Origin of the sequence: Novosphingobium sp. ES2-1, assembly GCF_015169775.1 — a bacterium.
Classification (GTDB): domain Bacteria; phylum Pseudomonadota; class Alphaproteobacteria; order Sphingomonadales; family Sphingomonadaceae; genus Novosphingobium; species Novosphingobium subterraneum.
Window position 1 is genome coordinate 38,648 of record NZ_CP063448.1, and the last position, 17,826, is coordinate 56,473.

The window sequence follows — 17,826 nt, forward strand, 5'->3', positions numbered from 1 at the left end:
GATGCCTCCAACCTGACTCGGTGGGGGATGTGGAAATTGCACGCGTGCAATTTCCGCTCATTGCGGTCGGCCTCGTCGATTAACCCAGCCCTCGCAGAACCCCTTCCACGCAGCGGCCAACTTGGCCCCGCGGAGCCTTTCCAATCGCTCGCCCATCTGAGCACGAAAGCCGTCGGCGATCATATCCACATCCCAACCGCCGCCATACTGCCGGCCGATCGAGCGAAACTCGGACTCGTATTCGCCATAACGCAGCGACCCCGTTGGAAAGCCGGTGTCTGTGGGCTTCTTGCGTTCGACAACCTTGGGCGGCGCCGGGATAGCCCCCTGCCCCACGGAAATGCTTTCAACCGCCCCCTCCCGGCGCGCTTGGCGGCCCGCTGAATGACGATCGAGTTCGTCGACTGTTTCAATAACCTCGGGTGCACCCTTTGGCTCGAACCGGAATTCAAGCTCGGTCACAGTTCTACCCTGCCGAATTTCGCGCCATTCGACACGGAAGTGCGCCAACTGGTCGATCTCGGCTTTGGCCTTCTCAAGCACCTTGCGCCGAAGCTGGGCAAAGTCCGTGTATACCTCGGGTGGAATACCAAGGGCTGCTCGGAGCGCTTGCATGTCCCCCCTCCACGTCGCCTGACGACGATGCAAGCGAAGAGCACCCAGTTCATAAAGCTTGAGCGCGTAGTTGGAACGAAAACCGAGGACCGCCTGGCGATTAAGCACGGCGTAGGTCTCGGACGCTTGGATCAGCTTACGCGCATCCGGCGTGAACTCCCACTCGATCCAGCCTGCTTCACCGCCCTCCTCTTCCGTTTCCTCCCGTGACCGCGAGATCAATGAAAACAGGAGCGTCGCCTTCTTGCCCCGCCAAGATTTGTCATCAACGGCGAAGAGCGTTCGGTGCAGTTCCTGGAGCATGTCGGTGATCCGCTCATTGCCCTTATGCCCGCGCCGAATGTCAGCTTTGCGAATTCGGTGCGGCCGATCCTCCCAAGCATCTCCTCCCGCAGTCAAGATCATCAGGGCTAGTAGCCGAGACGCCGTGAGACTGAGCGATTCACCTTTGACAAATTTTATTTCGATGATGCTGCCTGGCTTGGCGAATTCATCTCCGCCCTTAGCCTTTAGAGCTGCGGCAACACGCATGGCACGGCCAGGAGATACTTCCTCCGCGGCCTCTTCAACACCTTCGGCTATTTGGCCAACTTCACTTTCCATGCCATATTTTTCGATCAGAGCGTGATTCTCCGGCCTTGCTTGCTGCCTGACCTGACCTCCTTCGTCAAGTCAGGTCAGGATGGAAGTGTGGCAACCACCCCCAAACGGTCAGGATAGAAGCACAGCTACTCGGGAGGAAAAGCCGCAGATAAACACGAGTCGGCGTGCCTCTAGGCCAATTTCGAATCTCACCTTGATTTCGACCACTTCGCGATTCAGATATTCACTTCAGCGGGGCAAGGAAAGCACGTCCATTTGATTCCCCCAATGAGTCAGGAAGGCCCCAAAGGGTCAGGCAAGTTCCCCCGCTGGGTCAGGCTATTGCCCCCACGAGGTCAGGTAAACTCCCCCAAAAAGTCAGCTAGATGGCCACAAATGATTGGAATAGCGCCTCTTTTAGGCCTTTGAATCTGAATCCTTAGAATCAAGAATCCTTCCGCTGCAAGCAGCGGCGTGTGTAAATTGATTTTTAGAAGATCAGTGACCGATTCGTGTGCTCCAACATGGACCGTCCATCTGGCGAGAACGGGACACAGGATTCACTACGGGGAGGGGAGCAGGGTCGAGCTGGGCGATTATGCCCCTTGTCAGCAATAACCCTACGTCAGAGTTACGCGCTCTCATTACCCACCTCGGTGGCGCGTGGTCCGGTAATGCCGCGATGTGTCGGTGCCCTTGCCATGCCGACAGAACCCCATCACTTTCCATCCGCCAGGGTGATCGAGCCATTCTCTTAACGTGCCACGCTGGTTGCGACAGCCGGGACGTACTCAGAGCTCTTCGACGCATCGCAGACCTGCCGAGCGTCGATGCCTCCAGCGTGACGCCCAACTTCCAGCGCAGCACGGAAATTCACCTCAACATCTGGCAGTCGGCGCGTTCAATCGAAGGAACGCTAGCCGAGCGATATGTGCGCGGGGTGCGCCAGATCTGGGCACCACTCGAAGACCTGCGCTTTCACCCCCGGTGTCCACGAGGGCAGGGGAAGCTGGCCAGCTTCGAGCCGGCACTCCTCGTCGCGATGCGCACTGCGGGCGCGATCGCCGCGATCCAGCGGATTTTCCTCGATCCGTTGACATCGACCTACACCGAGAAGCGCGTCCTCGGCCAGGCTATCGGCGCTGCATGGACCAACGGCCCGCCATGCAAGACCATCGGCATCTGCGAGGGGTTCGAGACTGCGGCTGCCTATACGTCGCTCACGGGTATCCAGGCCTGGGCGACCATGGGCGCCAAACGCTTCCACCAGGTCAACATCCCGGCCTCAGTCGAAACCGTGATCCTGCTCGCGGACAACGACGCCGAAGGCAGGCGGGCGCGCGATCGAGCAGCAGAGTCGTACCGCCGCCCCGGCCTTGCAATCGAGACCGAATGGCCGCCGGGCCGCATGAACGACTGGGCGCAGCTCCTGAAGCGGTGAGGGGAGGGGGGCTGGAGCGGGCGTGCCGCTGATCGGCACGAGCCAGGAGTTCTCCGCATGACCACAACGATTCCGCGCGCCAGCGCCATTCTCGGCGCTGCGCGCACACTTGCCGCCAAGATGCTCTTCGCTGTTCCGATCGACCGCGCTGCTTTGAGCGAAGCCATGACGGAGAGTGCAGGCGGCAATGACGCCGCAGGTGCCTGGCAGCAGCGCGACAGTTTCGAAGCGCTGGAAGTCGCGCTCTCCCTGGCCATTCCCGAGCTTGTCGGCCGCATGGACGTCGGCGCGGCGATCAGCACGCTCGAGGCGCTGGCGCGCGAGCTGCCAACCCACACGGTACGCAGCGAGGACCAGATCCAGTTCCAGCAGTTCTCGACGCCGCCGGCGCTGGCCCGTCTGGCCGTTCATCTGGCGCGGCTCTCCAGTGATGACGTGCTCTTCGAACCGAGCGCAGGCACCGGGATCATCGCTTCGCTTGCCAAGGGCGGGGTCAAGGACCTGATCCTCAACGAACTCGAGCCAACCCGCGCCGACCTGCTCGAGGCCGTGTTTCCGGGCACGAAGGTCTATCGCCACGATGGCGCTAAACTCAGCGCGCTGCTCTCCGGAACCGCGCGGCCGAGCGTTGTTCTGATGAACCCGCCGTTTTCGGTGTCGCAATCGCGCGGCGAAGATCAGAACACCGCCGCCAGGCACCTGCGGGCCGCGCTCGACCATCTGCTGCCGGGTGGCCGGATCGTTGCGATCATGCCGGACTGGTTCTCGCCCTCGGCCAGGTACGAAGAAACCTTCCGGCGCACCCTCGAAGGCGCGCGGGTCGTCCTGTCGCTCCGTCTGGACAAGGGCGGCTACGCCAAGCACGGCACCGGGATCGCGGTTCGCGTGCTGGTGATCGACAAGGTGCCGGGCGAAATCGGCGTATCCACGATCAATCGCGGTTCGGTCGGCGAACTCTTCGCCGCGCTGCCAATCGTGCCACTCCGGGCGACGTTACGCGACGCGACGCAGGCGGCAGCCCCCCGACCCAAGCTCAGCCTGTTCCGCTCGGTGAAGACCGGTCCAGCCCGGCCGGTGATCGTGCGAGCTCCCCAGACCAACGACGTCCGCCCCGTATCTTACGAAGTTCTGGCCGAACCCGCGGCGATGGGCGAGCAGCGCGGGGTCTATGCCGATTACCGGCCTTCACGCGTGGTGATCGCGGAAGCTGGCGAACATCCGACCCACCTCGTCGAATCCGCTGCAATGGCGTCGATTGCGGCGCCGAAGCCAAGCTACGTGCCCTCACTGCCCGAACGCACCGTGACGGCAAGGCTGCTCTCGGCCGCCCAGCTCGAAACCGTGATTTATGCGGGCGAGGCCTGGAGCCGCGACTTGCATGGCCGCTTCTGCCACCCTGCCGGCGAAGTTGCGCTCAAGGAGGACCCCGAGGGTCAGCTCTACCGCACCGGGTTCTTCCTCGGCGATGGCACCGGGGCCGGGAAGGGGAGGCAGGCAGCGGCCTGTATTCTCGACCAATGGCTCAAGGGCAATCGCCGACACATCTGGATTTCGAAGAATGCGCCGCTGCTCGAAGACGCGCAGCGCGACTGGACTGCGATCGGCGGATTGCCGTCGGACATTCTCGATCTTGCCCGCTGGAAGATCGGCGAGGAGATCACCGCGCCCGAAGGCATCCTCTTTGTCCCCTACGGCACACTCAGAAGCTCGCGTGTCGAGGATACCCGGCTCGACCAGATTGTCCGATGGGCTGGCGAGGAGTTCGAAGGCGTGATCGTCTTCGACGAAGCTCACGAAATGGGCGGCGTCGCTGGCGGGGAAGTGGGCTTTGGCCAGAAAGCAGGGGGCCAAAAGCAGGGCTCGCTCCAGGGTATCGCCGGGGTACTGCTTCAGAACACGCTGCCGCGCGCCCGCGTGCTCTATGCCTCGGCGACTGGCGCATCGGACGTCAACAACCTCGCCTATGCGGTCCGGCTTGGCCTGTGGGGGCCGGGCACGGCGTTCGCAACCCGCGAGCAGTTCATCAGCGAGATCCGCGACGGCGGCATTGCCGCGATGGAATTGGTGGCCCGCGACCTCAAGGCCTCCGGGCTCTACCTCGCCCGGGCGCTCAGCTTCGCAGGGGTAGAGTACGACATCCTGCGCCATGACCTGACCTCTGAGCAGATCGCGGTCTACGATACCTATTGCGAGGCCTGGACGATCATTCACCAGAACCTCGAGGCCGCGCTCGAACTCACCGGCATCGTCGATGGGCTCGAGAACAAGACCCTCAACAGCGGCGCCAAGGCGGCCGCCCGCAGCCGGTTCGAGGGAACCAAGCAGCGCTTCTTCGGACAGGTGCTGCTCTCGCTGAAGCTACCATCGATCTATCCCGCTATCGACCAGCACCTGGGCGAGGGCGACAGCGTGGTGGTCCAACTGGTGAGCACGGCGGAATCCATCCTCAACCGGCGCCTCGATGAACTGGAACCGGCTGAGCGTGAGGTCCTCGACATAGCCTATGATTGCAAGGAGTACGTCGTCGACTATCTGACCCGCGCTTTCCCGACCCGGCAGATGGAGGAATACAAGGACGAACTCGGCGACGTGCGCTCGCGGCCGATGTGGGACGAGGCGGGCAATCCGGTCCACAACCCGCAGGCTGAGGCTGCTCGTTCCGACCTGATCGAGCATATCTGCGCCATGCCGCCGATCCCGACCGCACTTGATGCCCTGCTCGAGCACTACGGCGTGACTGTGGTGGCCGAAGTCACCGGGCGCAGCAAACGCCTGGTGCGCGATGGCTCGGGACAGCAGCGCCTAGAAAGCCGTTCGCCTCGGACCAACCTCGCCGAGACCACCGCGTTTATGACCGGCGCCAAGCGTATCCTGGTCTTCTCGGATGCGGGCGGCACGGGGCGCAGCTATCACGCCAGTCTTGATGCCAAGAACCAGCAGCGGAGGGTTCATTTCCTGCTCGAACCCGGATGGCGTGCGGATCGCGCGATCCAGGGGCTGGGGCGCACCCACCGCACCCACCAAGCCTGCCCGCCGCTGTTCCGCCCTGTCACTACCGATTGCAAGGGCGAAGCGCGGTTCACCAGCACGATCGCGCGGCGCCTCGACGCGTTGGGCGCACTGACCCGCGGCCAGCGCCAGACCGGCGGGCAGGGGATGTTCGACGCGTCCGACAACCTCGAGAGCATCTACGCCAAGCACGCGCTCCACGACTGGTACGGCCTGCTCGCGACCGCCAAGCTCAAGAGTACGACCTTGTCCGAGTTCCAGCGGATGAGCGGGCTTGAGCTCACTGATCAGGACGGGGTCCTGCGCGAGGACCTGCCGCCGATCCAGCGTTGGCTCAACCGCATCCTCGCGATGAAGATCGCCGTCCAGAACGCGATCTTCGATGAGTTCCTGACCCTTGTCGAAACCCGCGTCTCGGCAGCGAAGGAAGCCGGCACCTTCGACATCGGTGTCGAGACCGTGGCGGTCGAGGCCTGCGAGGTGCTTTCGGACACGGTGATCCGGACCGATTCTGTGACCGGCGCGACCTCGCACCTGCTTGAGCTGTCGCTGACCCAGCGGCGCAAGGTCCTCTCGCTCGAGCGCGTACTCAAAATGGCATCCTATGAGGAGGCGCCGCTGTTCCTGCGCAATGACAAGTCGGGCAAGGTCGCGCTCGGCATCGCAGCGCCCTCGCACATGGACGAGGAGGGCCACATGATCCGCCGCTACGAACTCGTGCGGCCATTGCGCAGCGAGTACCTCCGCGCTGACCGGCTCGACGAGTCCGCCTGGGAGCCCGTCACCAAGTCCCGGTTCAGCGCGCTGTGGGAGGAAGAATACGCCGCCGACGAGAGCCAACTCGTCACCGAGACCGTCTACCTCGCGACGGGGCTACTCCTGCCGATCTGGGGCGCGCTTCCCAAAGAGGACCTCACGGTCAACCGCATCGTCGACAAGTCCGGCGCCTCTTGGCTGGGGCGCCACGTCCACGACCTCTACGTCGATGCGACCCTCGAGAAACTCGGGGTTGCCCGCAAGGCGCAGACCGATCCCGCCAAGATCGCAGCGGCCATCCTTGGCGGGGGCACGTGGAAGGCGCCGCATCCCCTCAATTTTACGATCCGGACGTCGCGGGTGAACGGTTCCCGACGGATCGAGATCGTCGACGCCGAAGCCGCGCGCATTCCCGAACTCAAGGCCAAGGGCTGCTTCACCGAAATCATCGCCTACAAGACGCGCGTGTTCGTACCGGTGGACGGGGCGAGCGAGATCCTTGGGCGCATCGTCGCCTAGGCCTCGGTTCCCGACCTTGCAGGTCAGATGGATTCCGCGTGGCCACTCAGGATCGATGCGGTGATGAACAAGCCATGTGCCTCGAGTGATCGCAGGTAGTCCTCTGCGGACATTTCCGGTCGCTTCAGCCGAATGCGCAGAGTCCGGATGGCGGCAACCGCCTTGCCCTCGTCGAGCGCGATGGTGTCCGCGATGAACTCGTCTGCGGTTCGCGATTCGATGTTGAGCGGTGCGAGAATCGATGCCGGAAAATCGTTGATGTTTTCGGTCACGACAGCTTGGGCTTGGGTCTGAACTGCAGCGGCTAGGACATGTTCGTCATTGGCGTCGGGAAGTCCGAACTTTAGGGCCGCGACCGAAGCGTGCGCCTCAACGAGAGCCTCGGGAAAAGCCCGGTGCATGGCATCGACCGATCGGGTAGCCCTTGCGGACGCGTCCTCGAACCCGCGCTCGGCAAAGATCTTATCCAAAGCCGCGCCTGTCTCATCAAGGATTTGCTGCGACCAGCGCACACGGAAGAATTCTGCCTCGGCGAGAGTGAGCAGCAGATCACGACGCGGCGCACTGACCAGTGTGCAGGCATCGACTAGTGCAGTGTAGCGATTGGCGAACATGGCAGGGTCAGATCAATACAGGTCCGAGCCGTCTGCAATCAGTTCGTCCATCGCCTTCGAACGAATCTTGTCGCGCGCTGCCTTGTACGCAAACACGTCCTCGGCCTTGAGACGCCGATGCCGTCCTACCATGCTGTGCGGGATGTCACCCTTCTCGATCAACCTGATCAGGTAAGGGCGGGACATGTTGAGCAGGTCTGCTGCCTGCTGCGTCGTCAGCATCTGATGGATCGGCACGAGCGTGACGGCATCCCCGCTCCCGATGTGACGCAGCAACTCGAGGAACAAGTCCGACATCGCCGGTGTCAGCGTGATTTCGACCGGCTTCCTGGTCTTGGGATCCGGTATGTGCAGTTTGGCTTCGCCGGCCTTCTGCGAGGCCAGGATACGCCGTAGCTGGTTAGCGATCTGGCGATCGTCGGCAGAGGGCAGCCTGTTGCCAAAAGGCAAGGCAGTGGCTGGCAGTGTCATCGTTTCTCTCCGCTGATGGCGATATTCCCTAGCGCGTATTCGCAATAAACGCAACCAAGTTGTGCAATCTGGGTTCCGCGGACGATCCGGGCCGTGAGGCATAAATCTAAAATTTATGCCTCACGGCATCGAGCGAGCCGCTTTGGGCCGCGCAGTCTTTCCCGGGAAATCGGGCAATCCTGAAACTGTGAGGGGAGGGGGGCTGGAAGGGGTGAGCCGAAGGGCTCGGCCAAATCCGGCCTTCAGGAGCACTCCCATGAACGACATCGAGTTGATCCCGCTCGGTAAGCTACGGCTGTCCGAAGCCAACGTCCGCAAGAACGACAGCAACCTCTTCATCGAGGAATTGGCTGCCAATATCGAGGCCAAGGGCCTCCTTCAGAACCTGATCGTTGTGCCAGCCAAGAAGCGGGGCATGTTCGACGTGACCGCGGGCGGCCGCCGCCTCCGCGCCCTCAACTTTCTCCTCAGCGCGGGCAAGCTTCCCAAGGATCACCCCGTCGCATGCCGCGTCCTCGACATCGATGCCGCCGAGCAATCCGAGCTTTCGCTGATCGAGAACGTCATCCGGCTCGACATGACCCCGACCGACGAGATCCGCGCCTACAAGCACTTCGTCAACGAGGGCAGTGACCTCGACGCGATCGCCAAGCGGTTCGGTCGCACCCGCCGGTTCATCGAAGGCCGCCTGCGGCTCGCTGACCTCGCCGATCCGATCTTTGCCGCGCTTGAAGAGGGCAAGATCACCCTCGACGTCGCCAAGGCCTATGCGACGACGCCTAACCACGACCGCCAAATGATGGTCTGGAACGAGCTGTCGAACAGCTGGCAGGGCAACAATCCGGATTCCATCCGCCGCATGGTGACGCACAGCGCGATCCGCTCGTCCTCGCCAATGGCGAAGCTCGCCAGCGAAGCCGAATACCTCGCCGCCGGCGGCAAGATCGAGCGCGACCTGTTTACCGAGGACGGTGGCGAGACCTGGATCGATGCCGAGATTGCGCAGCGTATCGCCGGTGAAAAGCTCCAGGCCTTTGCGGCCGAGGTCGCCCAAACCTCCGGCTATGCCTGGGTCCGCCCGATCCTTGAGACCCGCGTCACCTACAACGCGACCGAAGACCTCCACCAGGTCCATCTCGAACCGGCGCCGCTCACCGACGAAGAACAGGTCGAGGCCGACAAGCTCCTCGAGATGATCTCGGCGCTCGAAGCCGAAAGCGAGACGCTCGACGAGGACGACGAGGCTGCCGCAGCCGAGTTCCAGACCCGCTGGGATGCCGCGAGCAGCGCCTACGACGCGCTCCACGACAAACCCCCGGTGATCCCCGAGGAGATGAAGGCGAATGTCGGCTGCTTCGTGATCATCGGCACCGACGGCCAGCCCACGGTTGCCAGCGGCCTCTACAGCGACAAGCCGCTCGAACGCCGCAAGGCCCGCGGGGGCGACGCCGCCGAGGGTGCCAGCGGAGCGGCAGGGGAGGGCGGTAGCACCTCGTCCGCGCCCAAGCCGCTCTCGCAGAAGCTGGTCGAGGAACTTGCCGTCCAGCGCCGCGATATTCTCGCGATCAACCTCGCCTCGAACCCGGCGATCGCGCTCGACTACCTGATCTTCGCCATCGCCGACTCCCGCGCGCTCTATAGTGCGCAGGCGCTCGGCACGACGCTGCGCGCGCCGTCGCCCTCGCTCTACCTCGCCAATTACCCAGAAAGCCCGGCGCATACGCTGATGGCCGACATGCGCGAGACGCTCGACCTGTCGTGGACCGAGCACCGCCGCACGGTCGACCGGTTCTCGGCGTTCAGCGCGCTCGACGACGATGCCAAGGCAAGCTGGCTCGCCTGGTGCATGGCGAAGACGCTCGAGGCGAGCATGGGCATCGACAAGAAGGCGGGCCAGTCCGGCCCTGAACCGATCGACCTCCACGACCACCTCGCGTCGCTGATGGGGATCAACGTCGCCAGCCACTGGCGTCCGACCTCGGCCAATTACTTCGACCGCGTCAGCAAGCAGGCTCTGCTCGCCCACGTCAGCGAGGTCGGCGGACCGACCATGGCGGCGAGCTTCATGGGCTCGAAGAAGGGTGATCTCTCGGCCTCCTGCGAGAAGCTGTTCGCCGGTGAGACCATCGTCGCGCCCGAAGTCAAGGAGGCTGCGCTCGCCTGGGTGCCCGAAGCCATGCGCTTCCGCGTGCTCGCCGCGAGCGAGCCCGATGACGAAGCGCCGGTCGAGCACGAACCCGAGAGCGATGCGGGCGACCTCGAACCTGCCGAAGAGCAGGACGCCGAGGCCGGCGAGACCGTCGACGCCTGAACCAGCCTCGCCGGCACGCTGCCCGCGCACCCCGTGCGCCCTGCGGCAGCGTGCCGGTCCATCCAGGAACCACCTCCATGACCATGATCACCACGCTGCGTGCCCGGGTCTCCCCGCACGCGATTTCCAAGGTCACCCGGATCTTCAACGGGACCCTCGACGACATCTTCAACGAGCTCTTCCAGAATGCCCGCCGCGCTGGCGCGGGCCGCATCGCGGTCACTGCCGAGCACATGGCAGACGCCTGCCTCATCACGGTGAGCGATGACGGCGCCGGGATCGCCGACCCGGTCGACCTCCTCTCACTCGGCCAGTCCGACTGGTCCGAGGAGTGCCGTACGCGCGAGGACCCGGCGGGCATGGGGTTCTTCAGCCTCGCGGGCCTCGACACAGTGGTCAGTTCGCGGAGCGCTGACGGCGCGTTCTCGCTGGCGATTGCGGGGGATGCCTGGACCGGCGAGGCCGACATCGATGTGCTGCCCTTCGATGGGCCGCGTGGCACGGCCATCGCCTTCCGGTTCGATCCGCAGCCTGACGGCAAGCTCGAACGCTGCGTAGAAGCGGCGGCGCGGTTTTTGGCCGTCCCGGTCAGCTACAACGGCAAGGCCCTTGCCCGCGCCGACTTCCTCGCTGATGCGCACAAGGTCATCGAGCGGGACGGCTTCCGCATCGGCGTGTTCCGCGACCGGCATTCACCGCATATCGCGACGCTCAATTTCCATGGGCTTACCCTCAAACACGCCTTCCCGGTGGTGAAGGAAGTGCACCACACCCAGTGGTCCGTGCAGGTCGATGTCATCGACGCGCCTGATCTCGTCCTGGTGCTGCCCGCACGCAAGGAAATATACCGTAACGCCGCGCTCGACCGGCTCGTGGCACTCTGCCGCGAGGCGATCTTTTCGGTCATCCGCGAGGAACCGTTCCACCGCCTGAGCTTCGAGAACTGGCTTGAGGCGAGCCTCTACCACGACGACTTCCCGCAGGCGGCGCGGCAACTGCCGCTGTGGTACCCGACCCTCGCCCGCGACAGCTACCGCGAGGTGCCGCGGTTTGCCGACCTCGAGGCGGGCGCGGCGATCTATGACGACACCGACTCCTTCGACGCTGTGACCTTCGGCCGCGCCTTGCGGCGCTCGAACGGCGGCGAGATGCACCGCCTCGGCGGTCCCGAACCGCGCGCCTTCTTTGAGCCGATCACCAATTTCATCGGCTATCCCTGGTACGATGCCCTCCCGGCCTTTGTTCGCACCGGCGAGCGCTTCACCTTCGATGGCGGCGCGCCTGCTGACGAAACCGAATCTGTCACTCTGCGCCCCGACGCGATCACGATCGAAATGACCGACCAGCATGACCGGAGGCTCGATCTCGAGACCGACTTTGCGATTCTAGACGACCCTGACTCCTGGGGCGATCCCGACAACGCACGCATTGCGCTGACCTGGACCACCGCGCTCGGGCCGGACGATCTTACCGACCTCATCATCGATGCGGTGTTCTCGCCTTCCGACGATTCCGATGCGGACAGCTACGACACCCAGGAGACCCGATTCCGCCACGATGCGGCGGTGCGCGCCCATGCCATCCTCGAAGGCGAGGACGCGGCAATTCTTGCGGGCATCCGCATGGCCTTCGCCGACCGGGTTGCCTGGCGCATTCCGCACGGGCGCACGCTGCGTCTGAGCTGGTCCAACGACAGTGTCAGCCTTGAACTAGCCCCGACTGGCCAACCAGCAGTTCATCAGTAACCAGTGCCAGGCACCACGAGGAGTGATGATTATGCGCTTCCACTACCAATTGACCGGAGTGGTCGAAGTGCCTGACGGAACGCGGCTGAGCGATGCCGAAACCGCGATCATCTTGCCGGACGGGACAATCATCAAGCTGTGGGAGGCTTGGGAGCAACACCACCCGGACAAAGATGAGTACAGGAACTTGTCGGATGCCCAACTGACGGCGCTTGAAATCTATTATGACACCCACACGCATGCCTTCGAGGTAGCGTGAGATGGTCGGCTCAAACCCGAAGGCGCGGAAACACAGCGTCCATGTCTACGCCGTCGTTCGCATCAAGGTCGCCGTAGAAGCTGTGGGCCACCAGGATGCAATGACAAAGGCCGACGCAGAGCTGTTCGGCAATGGTCTTCCAGTTCGCCTGATCCCTAACACTGCAGCCATACTCGATGCCGAATTTGCTGATGAGGTCGCCGGATATCTGGTCGATGAGGAAGGCGATCCGGAATACCTGAACTCGCGCAGCTACGACTGGAACCACCGAAAGGAGCCTCCACCTCATGGCGAAGCGTAGGTTGAAGGTGACGCAGGTCTTCCGCGTTGAGAAGTGGATTACGCTCGAAATCGAGGCGGAAGATTTGGCTGACGCCATTGATGTTTTTGAAGCGGGATCCGCGCCGTGTTCCTCTTTGCCGGGGTGGACAGATCGCTGGGATCTGCAGGCAGAATTCGTCACTGAACTTTGACGCGTGCCCGGCCAATCAGTCACGTAGAGAGAAGAGGGAGAGCGGGCTGAAGTGACGATTGGAAGGTGTGGGAGGGACCTGCGCTCATCGTCACGGAGAACTCTCATGCGGCCCACAAGACCGGCGGCAGCGCGCCCTGACGTTGCGGGACTGTCAGGATTTCCGTGTGTGGGCGGGCATAATGGGCAAGAAGGAGTCCCACTATGTCCCGACGCAAGGAACCGGTGATACCGGCTGATTTACTCGATCAACTTCTGGCTGGCGGCGATGCTGCTGCGGCCCTTCAGCAGGGTGGCCTGCTGGATTCGCTGAAGAAGGCACTGGCCGAACGTGCGCTTAATGCGGAGATGGACCATCATCTCGGGCATGACGACCAGGCTGGCAACAACCGCAATGGCTATGGCCGCAAGACCGTCGTTACCGACACCGGCAAGATCGAGATCGAGGTGCCCCGGGATCGCCAAGGCAGCTTTGATCCGCAACTGATCGCCAAATACCAGCGTCGTTTCCCCGGCTTCGACGACAAGATCGTGTCGATGTACGCACGCGGCATGAGCACCCGGGAGATCACCGGGCATCTGCGCGAGCTGTATGGCATCGACGTCTCGCCAGACCTGATATCGACCGTCACCGACGCCGTGCTCGAGGAGGTCGCCGCCTGGCAGGCCCGGCCGCTCGATCCAGCCTATCCGCTGGTTTTCTTTGACGCGATCCGGGTCAAGATCCGCGACGAAGGCATGGTCCGCAACAAGGCGATTCACATCGCGCTGGGTGTGCTGGCCGATGGCACCAAGGTCGTCCTGGGCCTGTGGATCGAGCAGAACGAAGGTGCCAAGTTCTGGCTGCGCGTCATGAACGAGCTCAAGAACCGGGGCGTGGAAGATATCATGCTAGCCGTCGTCGATGGCCTCAAGGGCTTCCCGGACGCGATTACCGCCGTGTTCCCGGAAGCGATCGTCCAGACCTGCATCGTCCATCTGCTGCGCAACTCGATGGACTTCGTCTCCTGGAAGGACCGTAAGCCACTGGCGAGCGCCTTGAAGAGCATCTACCGCGCCGTCGATGCCAAGGCTGCCGAGGAGGCGCTCACGGCCTTCGAGAACAGCGAATGGGGGCGGCGCTACCCTGCAATCGGTCAGAGCTGGCGGCGGGCGTGGAGTGAGGTCATCCCCTTCTTCGCGTTCCCCGACGAGGTCCGCAGGATCGTCTACACCACGAATGCCATCGAGGCCCTGAATGCTCAGCTCCGGCGGGCGGTCAGGGCCAGGGGGCACTTCCCCAGTGACGATGCCGCGACCAAGCTGCTGTACCTGATCTTGAACCGGTCCGAGAAAACGTGGAAGATGCCGCCGCGTGAGTGGTCCATGGCCAAGGCCCAGTTCGCCGTCCTGTTCGGCGAACGCTTCATCAAGGCCATGGCGGCGTAATGTTTAACCGCCCGCCCGCACACGGAAATCCTGACAGTCCCGACGTTGCCCAAGCCATAACCGACCTGATCCTCGAGAAGATTGCCGCCGGCACGGCCCCATGGCTCAAGCCCTGGACCTCGACCAGCACGCGCCCGCTCCGCCATAACGGAGTCCCCTATTCGGGGATCAACACGTTCTTTTTATGGGCAGTAGCAGAAAGCCGGGGCTACCCCAGCCCCTACTGGATGACCTTCCGCCAGGCGCTCGAACTCGGCGCCCATGTCCGCAAGGGCGAGAGCGGCTCGTTCAGCGTGTTCTACAGTTCGGCGCGCAAGGCCGACACCGATCGCGAGACTGGAGAGACAACAGAGAAGACGATCCGGTTCATGAAGTGGAACCACGTCTTCAACGCCTCGCAGATCGAGGGGCTGCCGGCGCACTACTACCCCGAGCCGCCTGACCCCAAGGCGATCGGCGAACTCTCGGCCGGGGTGCAGGCCTTCCTCGACGCGATCCCGATCCGTGTCGTCCACGGCGGCGACAGCGCGCATTACACGCCGAGCACCGACACGGTGACTCTACCATCGCCAGGGGCGTTCCATTCGATCGAGGCCTATTTCTCGACCCGTTGCCACGAGCTCGGCCACGCCACGGGGTCGGCCAAGCGGCTGAACCGCCAGTTCGGCAAACGCTTCGGGGACGATGCCTACGCCTTCGAGGAAATCGTCGCGTCGCTCTGCCAGGCTACCCTTTGCGCCGAATACGGCCTCCCCAATGAACTCCACGACAGCCACGCTTCCTACATCCACCACTGGATGAAGATCCTGCGCGGCGACAAGACCGCGATCCTCCACGCGGCCGCCAAGGCCGAGCAAGCGGTGAAGTGGCTTCGCCAGTACGATCCGGCGCTCGGTTCGACCCTGCCGGACGAACTCAAGGAGGCGGCCTGACGGCGTCCGGAAAGCCGAGGCACTGCTGCCGCTCGCAAGGCGAGCGGGAAGGGGAGGGGGTGGGAGCCCGATGCGCCAGGGGGCGCAAAGGGAGACTTCACCGATGAACTACGATCTCGACTTCCGCTATCGCCGTGCCCTGCAGCCCGACGCGCTCGCGACCATTGCCACCGCCACCCAGGCCGTCGTCGATGCGATGCAGGACGCGCGCAACGCCGGGATCGACCCGGCCCGCGATCCCGCGACCATCCTGCTCGCGCGTCATGTTGGCCGCATCGCGCTCGGCCACGCACCCGACGAGACCTTCGCCGAAGACCTGCCGCTGCGCCGGCAATGCCTCGCCAAGATCGACGAGCTGAAGTCGAAGCCCGCGCTTGTCGCGCTGGCCCGCCGCGGCATCGGCTACGACCCGGAAGCCAAGCGCGCGTTCCACCGCGAGGCGCGTTCGGCGCTGCGGGTGGCGGCGCGCCATCTCGGCCTCGAACCCGACCAGTACGATCTGCGCAGCAACTTTGCGGGGCCTGCGGTCTCGGGCGAGATCACGCTCCACGGTGACGAGATCTACGTCCAGGTCTCGATTCCCTGCATCCGTCCGGGCCGCGAGGTCATGTTCCGCCGCTGCAAGGGGCGCCAGGACTACCTCGGCGATCGCAACCACTTCTGCGACATCGCTGTCCTTGCCGCGCCGCACAGCTTCCGCGCGCTCGTCGTGCGCGAGACCGGCCTTGCCATCAATCCGCGCCAGCAGGCGCTCGTCTAGGAGACCCCATATGGGTTGGCTGTTCATGTCACGCGGCGGCATGGCCCCGTTCGCCACGCCGAAGGCCTATCTCGACAACCAGTGCACCTATCCGCCCGACCCTGAGAAGGGCCGGGCGACGGGCCTGCGTGTCCTCAAATCCACTGTCCGTTCGGGCGCCTACTACGCCGCCTGCCAGAGCTACGACCTCGACGCCCCGAGCGAGACATTCGCGATCATCTGCCTCGTCAAATGGAACCCCGGCGCGCGCAGCGGCGAAGAGTTCGGGTACAAGGACATGAGCGAAACGATGGGGCCGTACAATTATGATTGCCCCGCATCGATCCTCGACCTGCTCGGCCCTCCCGGCAACGAATACGCCGCCCAGTGGCGCGAGCACTGCCGCCAGCGTCTCGCCCTGACCACGCGCCGCAAGCCGGCGCCCGGCGACATGCTGGTGCTGGCCGAGCCGCTGACCTTCACCGACGGGCAGTGTGAGCGCAGCTTCCGCGTGGTCCAGTCGGGCAGGAAGACCATTCTGCGCCGGGTCAGCGACGGGGTCGGGGTGAAGATCAGCAAGCTGATGAGCCGGGCCTGGACGATCGTGCCGCCGCCCGCAGCCCAGTCAACCCCGTGACCTGGCACCCAAGCGAGTAGCGCCATGACCGATCCCGCCCCACCTCAGCGCTCGTCAAAAAGGGCGCGCCTGTGCAGCATCGAGAACGCCAACCGTATCGCCACCAGGGTTGCTGAGCACGTTCAGGGCGACACTGCCGTAGTCAAGACCGGTAACCCGCTGCAGCCGTTCCGCGTGGTCCTGGCGAGCAAGGCGGCGCCGGGGCGCACTGTCTCGCGGGTCGTCACCTGCAACGATGACGCCCCGGATGATCAGTAGGGCTCAGGCCCGCGCTCGACGAACCATGATTGCCCGAGCTCGAAATCGGCGCTGGCCGATACGACCGGGCCGTCGGGCGCTTCGCTGACATAGGGCGAAACGAGGTCCTTGCGCCGCACTCGCAGTCGGCTGAGCCAGGCCGCGGTGCGGCCGCGCGCCTTGAGGACCGTCAGTAGCCAATCCATCGCCTCGGCCATCTCGACTACGCCGCGCCCGGCGAGGCAGTAGTAGATCGCTCGCTGGAAGTCGTCGCACTGCGTGCTGAGGATGCCGGCCAGCTTTGCCCGTCCGCCGGGGGCGTTTTCATGCACCAGCGACACTGCCTCGCGCAGTTCCCGGACCGACAGATAGGCGTCGTCCACGCCGACCCCGATGCACAGCGCCGCGATTGCCCGGCGCACCGGCGGCAGGTTCTCGTCGCACGACGCATCGCGCAGGCCGATGTCGAGATCGAAATGGTCGAGGTTGCTGGGAGCGGGCATGGCGAGGTCCTTTTCAAAAAGAACGTAGCGTGAACGCTCAGGCCCCGTCAACCTGACAACCGAGGGGAGGGGGCACTCGGCGGGGGATCAATCTTGAAAGGAAGAACCCATGAGCCAGCTTGCACAACCCACGCCCGTCGCTACTGACCACACGGCCGAGATCGCCAAGCTCAACGACGCGGCCCGCGCAGGCTCGCTACCCACTTCGCGCACGGTGTTCACGCGGGCGTTGGCCGACATTCTTGCAGGCGACGCCGAGGACCCTGGCGCCCGCCAAGCCAGTCTGATGCTGGGCCAGGCGGCGCTGCGCAGGCTGATCAACGAGACCCCGATCGAGCCGGGGAACGACCCTCACGGCGAGCGCGACTTTGGCGCGGTCGAGTTTGAGGGGCACAAGATTTTCTGGAAGATCGACGTCTATGCCAACGACGGGACGTTTTCCTGGGGGTCCGAAACACCGTGGGACGCGCAGCAGAGCTTCCGCGTCGTCACGATCATGTTGGCGAGCGACTGGTGAGACGATGAGCCGGTATTCGTTAAAGCCACTGGCTCAGCA

Annotated in this window: 17 protein-coding genes; 13 read left to right on the forward strand and 4 right to left on the reverse strand. The window is 64.0% G+C overall.

Annotation, left to right across the window (positions count from 1 at the left end):
- Positions 1–57: 57 nt before the first annotated feature.
- Complete coding sequence (locus IM701_RS19840; RefSeq protein ID WP_370584391.1) at positions 58–1,146, reverse strand: replication initiation protein; 1,089 nt, start codon at positions 1,144–1,146, stop codon at positions 58–60.
- An 892-nt stretch (positions 1,147–2,038) separates the two neighbouring features.
- On the opposite strand from IM701_RS19840, the gene IM701_RS19845 reads away from it, so the two are divergent.
- Together IM701_RS19845 and IM701_RS19850 are read left to right on the forward strand one after the other, a co-directional pair.
- Positions 2,039–2,638, forward strand: coding sequence for a toprim domain-containing protein (locus IM701_RS19845; RefSeq protein ID WP_230487971.1), 600 nt, complete (start codon positions 2,039–2,041; stop codon positions 2,636–2,638).
- 57 nt (positions 2,639–2,695) lie between these two features.
- Entirely contained in the window at positions 2,696–6,922 is a 4,227-nt protein-coding gene (locus IM701_RS19850; RefSeq protein WP_193829125.1) for a strawberry notch family protein, read from the forward strand.
- Between the two features lie 23 nt (positions 6,923–6,945).
- Here IM701_RS19850 and IM701_RS19855 read toward each other — a convergent pair whose 3' ends face one another.
- Both IM701_RS19855 and IM701_RS19860 read right to left on the reverse strand, forming a co-directional pair.
- Positions 6,946–7,536, reverse strand: a complete 591-nt coding sequence (locus tag IM701_RS19855) for a PIN domain-containing protein (RefSeq protein ID WP_193829126.1) — start codon at positions 7,534–7,536, stop codon at positions 6,946–6,948.
- A gap of 12 nt (positions 7,537–7,548) precedes the next feature.
- Positions 7,549–8,007, reverse strand: a complete 459-nt coding sequence (locus IM701_RS19860; protein WP_193829127.1) for a helix-turn-helix domain-containing protein — start codon at positions 8,005–8,007, stop codon at positions 7,549–7,551.
- A 256-nt stretch (positions 8,008–8,263) separates the two neighbouring features.
- On the opposite strand from IM701_RS19860, the gene IM701_RS19865 reads away from it, so the two are divergent.
- The 10 genes from IM701_RS19865 (at position 8,264) to IM701_RS19915 (ending at position 16,788) form a co-directional block, all read left to right on the forward strand.
- The gene (locus IM701_RS19865) at positions 8,264–10,318 is read left to right on the forward strand and encodes a ParB/RepB/Spo0J family partition protein (protein ID WP_193829128.1); all 2,055 of its coding nucleotides are present in this window, start codon (positions 8,264–8,266) and stop codon (positions 10,316–10,318) included.
- Between the two features lie 77 nt (positions 10,319–10,395).
- Complete coding sequence (locus tag IM701_RS19870) at positions 10,396–12,063, forward strand: ATP-binding protein (RefSeq protein ID WP_193829129.1); 1,668 nt, start codon at positions 10,396–10,398, stop codon at positions 12,061–12,063.
- A 31-nt stretch (positions 12,064–12,094) separates the two neighbouring features.
- On the forward strand, positions 12,095–12,322 hold the full coding sequence (locus tag IM701_RS19875; RefSeq protein ID WP_193829130.1) for a hypothetical protein: 228 nt from the start codon (positions 12,095–12,097) through the stop codon (positions 12,320–12,322).
- A 1-nt stretch (position 12,323) separates the two neighbouring features.
- Positions 12,324–12,623: a hypothetical protein gene (locus IM701_RS19880; protein ID WP_193829131.1), complete on the forward strand. Its 300-nt coding sequence runs from the start codon at positions 12,324–12,326 to the stop codon at positions 12,621–12,623.
- Positions 12,610–12,795 carry a hypothetical protein gene (locus tag IM701_RS19885; RefSeq protein WP_193829132.1) on the forward strand — a complete coding sequence of 62 codons (186 nt, stop codon included), beginning with the start codon at positions 12,610–12,612 and terminating at the stop codon, positions 12,793–12,795. Before IM701_RS19880 ends, IM701_RS19885 begins: the two co-directional genes overlap by 14 nt.
- A gap of 203 nt (positions 12,796–12,998) precedes the next feature.
- Positions 12,999–14,222: an IS256 family transposase gene (locus tag IM701_RS19890; RefSeq protein WP_193829036.1), complete on the forward strand. Its 1,224-nt coding sequence runs from the start codon at positions 12,999–13,001 to the stop codon at positions 14,220–14,222.
- The gene (locus IM701_RS19895; RefSeq protein WP_193829133.1) at positions 14,222–15,154 is read left to right on the forward strand and encodes an ArdC family protein; all 933 of its coding nucleotides are present in this window, start codon (positions 14,222–14,224) and stop codon (positions 15,152–15,154) included. The genes IM701_RS19890 and IM701_RS19895 overlap by 1 nt, the downstream gene beginning before the upstream one ends.
- Before the next feature lie 103 nt (positions 15,155–15,257).
- On the forward strand, positions 15,258–15,914 hold the full coding sequence (locus IM701_RS19900; RefSeq protein ID WP_193829134.1) for a hypothetical protein: 657 nt from the start codon (positions 15,258–15,260) through the stop codon (positions 15,912–15,914).
- Between the two features lie 10 nt (positions 15,915–15,924).
- Positions 15,925–16,530: a hypothetical protein gene (locus IM701_RS22020; protein WP_230487972.1), complete on the forward strand. Its 606-nt coding sequence runs from the start codon at positions 15,925–15,927 to the stop codon at positions 16,528–16,530.
- Positions 16,531–16,554: 24 nt separating this feature from the next.
- Complete coding sequence (locus IM701_RS19915) at positions 16,555–16,788, forward strand: hypothetical protein (protein ID WP_193829135.1); 234 nt, start codon at positions 16,555–16,557, stop codon at positions 16,786–16,788.
- Here the strand turns inward: IM701_RS19915 and IM701_RS19920 are convergent.
- The gene (locus tag IM701_RS19920; RefSeq protein ID WP_193829136.1) at positions 16,782–17,270 is read right to left on the reverse strand and encodes a hypothetical protein; all 489 of its coding nucleotides are present in this window, start codon (positions 17,268–17,270) and stop codon (positions 16,782–16,784) included. The two genes, IM701_RS19915 and IM701_RS19920, sit on opposite strands and share 7 nt — an antisense overlap.
- Before the next feature lie 109 nt (positions 17,271–17,379).
- Here IM701_RS19920 and IM701_RS19925 point away from each other — a divergent pair, with 109 nt between their 5' ends.
- Positions 17,380–17,787: a DUF3768 domain-containing protein gene (locus IM701_RS19925; protein ID WP_193829137.1), complete on the forward strand. Its 408-nt coding sequence runs from the start codon at positions 17,380–17,382 to the stop codon at positions 17,785–17,787.
- Positions 17,788–17,826 lie beyond the last annotated feature (39 nt).

Bases quoted from the DNA above. Each gene is read 5' to 3' on its own strand.
- IM701_RS19840 (WP_370584391.1), bottom strand. From the start codon at position 1,146: ATGCGTGTTGCCGCAGCTCTAAAGGCTAAGGGCGGAGATGAATTCGCC.
- IM701_RS19850 (WP_193829125.1), top strand. From the start codon at position 2,696: ATGACCACAACGATTCCGCGCGCCAGCGCCATTCTCGGCGCTGCGCGC.
- IM701_RS19855 (WP_193829126.1), bottom strand. From the start codon at position 7,536: ATGTTCGCCAATCGCTACACTGCACTAGTCGATGCCTGCACACTGGTC.
- IM701_RS19860 (WP_193829127.1), bottom strand. From the start codon at position 8,007: ATGACACTGCCAGCCACTGCCTTGCCTTTTGGCAACAGGCTGCCCTCT.
- IM701_RS19865 (WP_193829128.1), top strand. From the start codon at position 8,264: ATGAACGACATCGAGTTGATCCCGCTCGGTAAGCTACGGCTGTCCGAA.
- IM701_RS19870 (WP_193829129.1), top strand. From the start codon at position 10,396: ATGACCATGATCACCACGCTGCGTGCCCGGGTCTCCCCGCACGCGATT.
- IM701_RS19875 (WP_193829130.1), top strand. From the start codon at position 12,095: ATGCGCTTCCACTACCAATTGACCGGAGTGGTCGAAGTGCCTGACGGA.
- IM701_RS19880 (WP_193829131.1), top strand. From the start codon at position 12,324: ATGGTCGGCTCAAACCCGAAGGCGCGGAAACACAGCGTCCATGTCTAC.
- IM701_RS19885 (WP_193829132.1), top strand. From the start codon at position 12,610: ATGGCGAAGCGTAGGTTGAAGGTGACGCAGGTCTTCCGCGTTGAGAAG.
- IM701_RS19890 (WP_193829036.1), top strand. From the start codon at position 12,999: ATGTCCCGACGCAAGGAACCGGTGATACCGGCTGATTTACTCGATCAA.
- IM701_RS19895 (WP_193829133.1), top strand. From the start codon at position 14,222: ATGTTTAACCGCCCGCCCGCACACGGAAATCCTGACAGTCCCGACGTT.
- IM701_RS19900 (WP_193829134.1), top strand. From the start codon at position 15,258: ATGAACTACGATCTCGACTTCCGCTATCGCCGTGCCCTGCAGCCCGAC.
- IM701_RS22020 (WP_230487972.1), top strand. From the start codon at position 15,925: ATGGGTTGGCTGTTCATGTCACGCGGCGGCATGGCCCCGTTCGCCACG.
- IM701_RS19915 (WP_193829135.1), top strand. From the start codon at position 16,555: ATGACCGATCCCGCCCCACCTCAGCGCTCGTCAAAAAGGGCGCGCCTG.
- IM701_RS19920 (WP_193829136.1), bottom strand. From the start codon at position 17,270: ATGCCCGCTCCCAGCAACCTCGACCATTTCGATCTCGACATCGGCCTG.
- IM701_RS19925 (WP_193829137.1), top strand. From the start codon at position 17,380: ATGAGCCAGCTTGCACAACCCACGCCCGTCGCTACTGACCACACGGCC.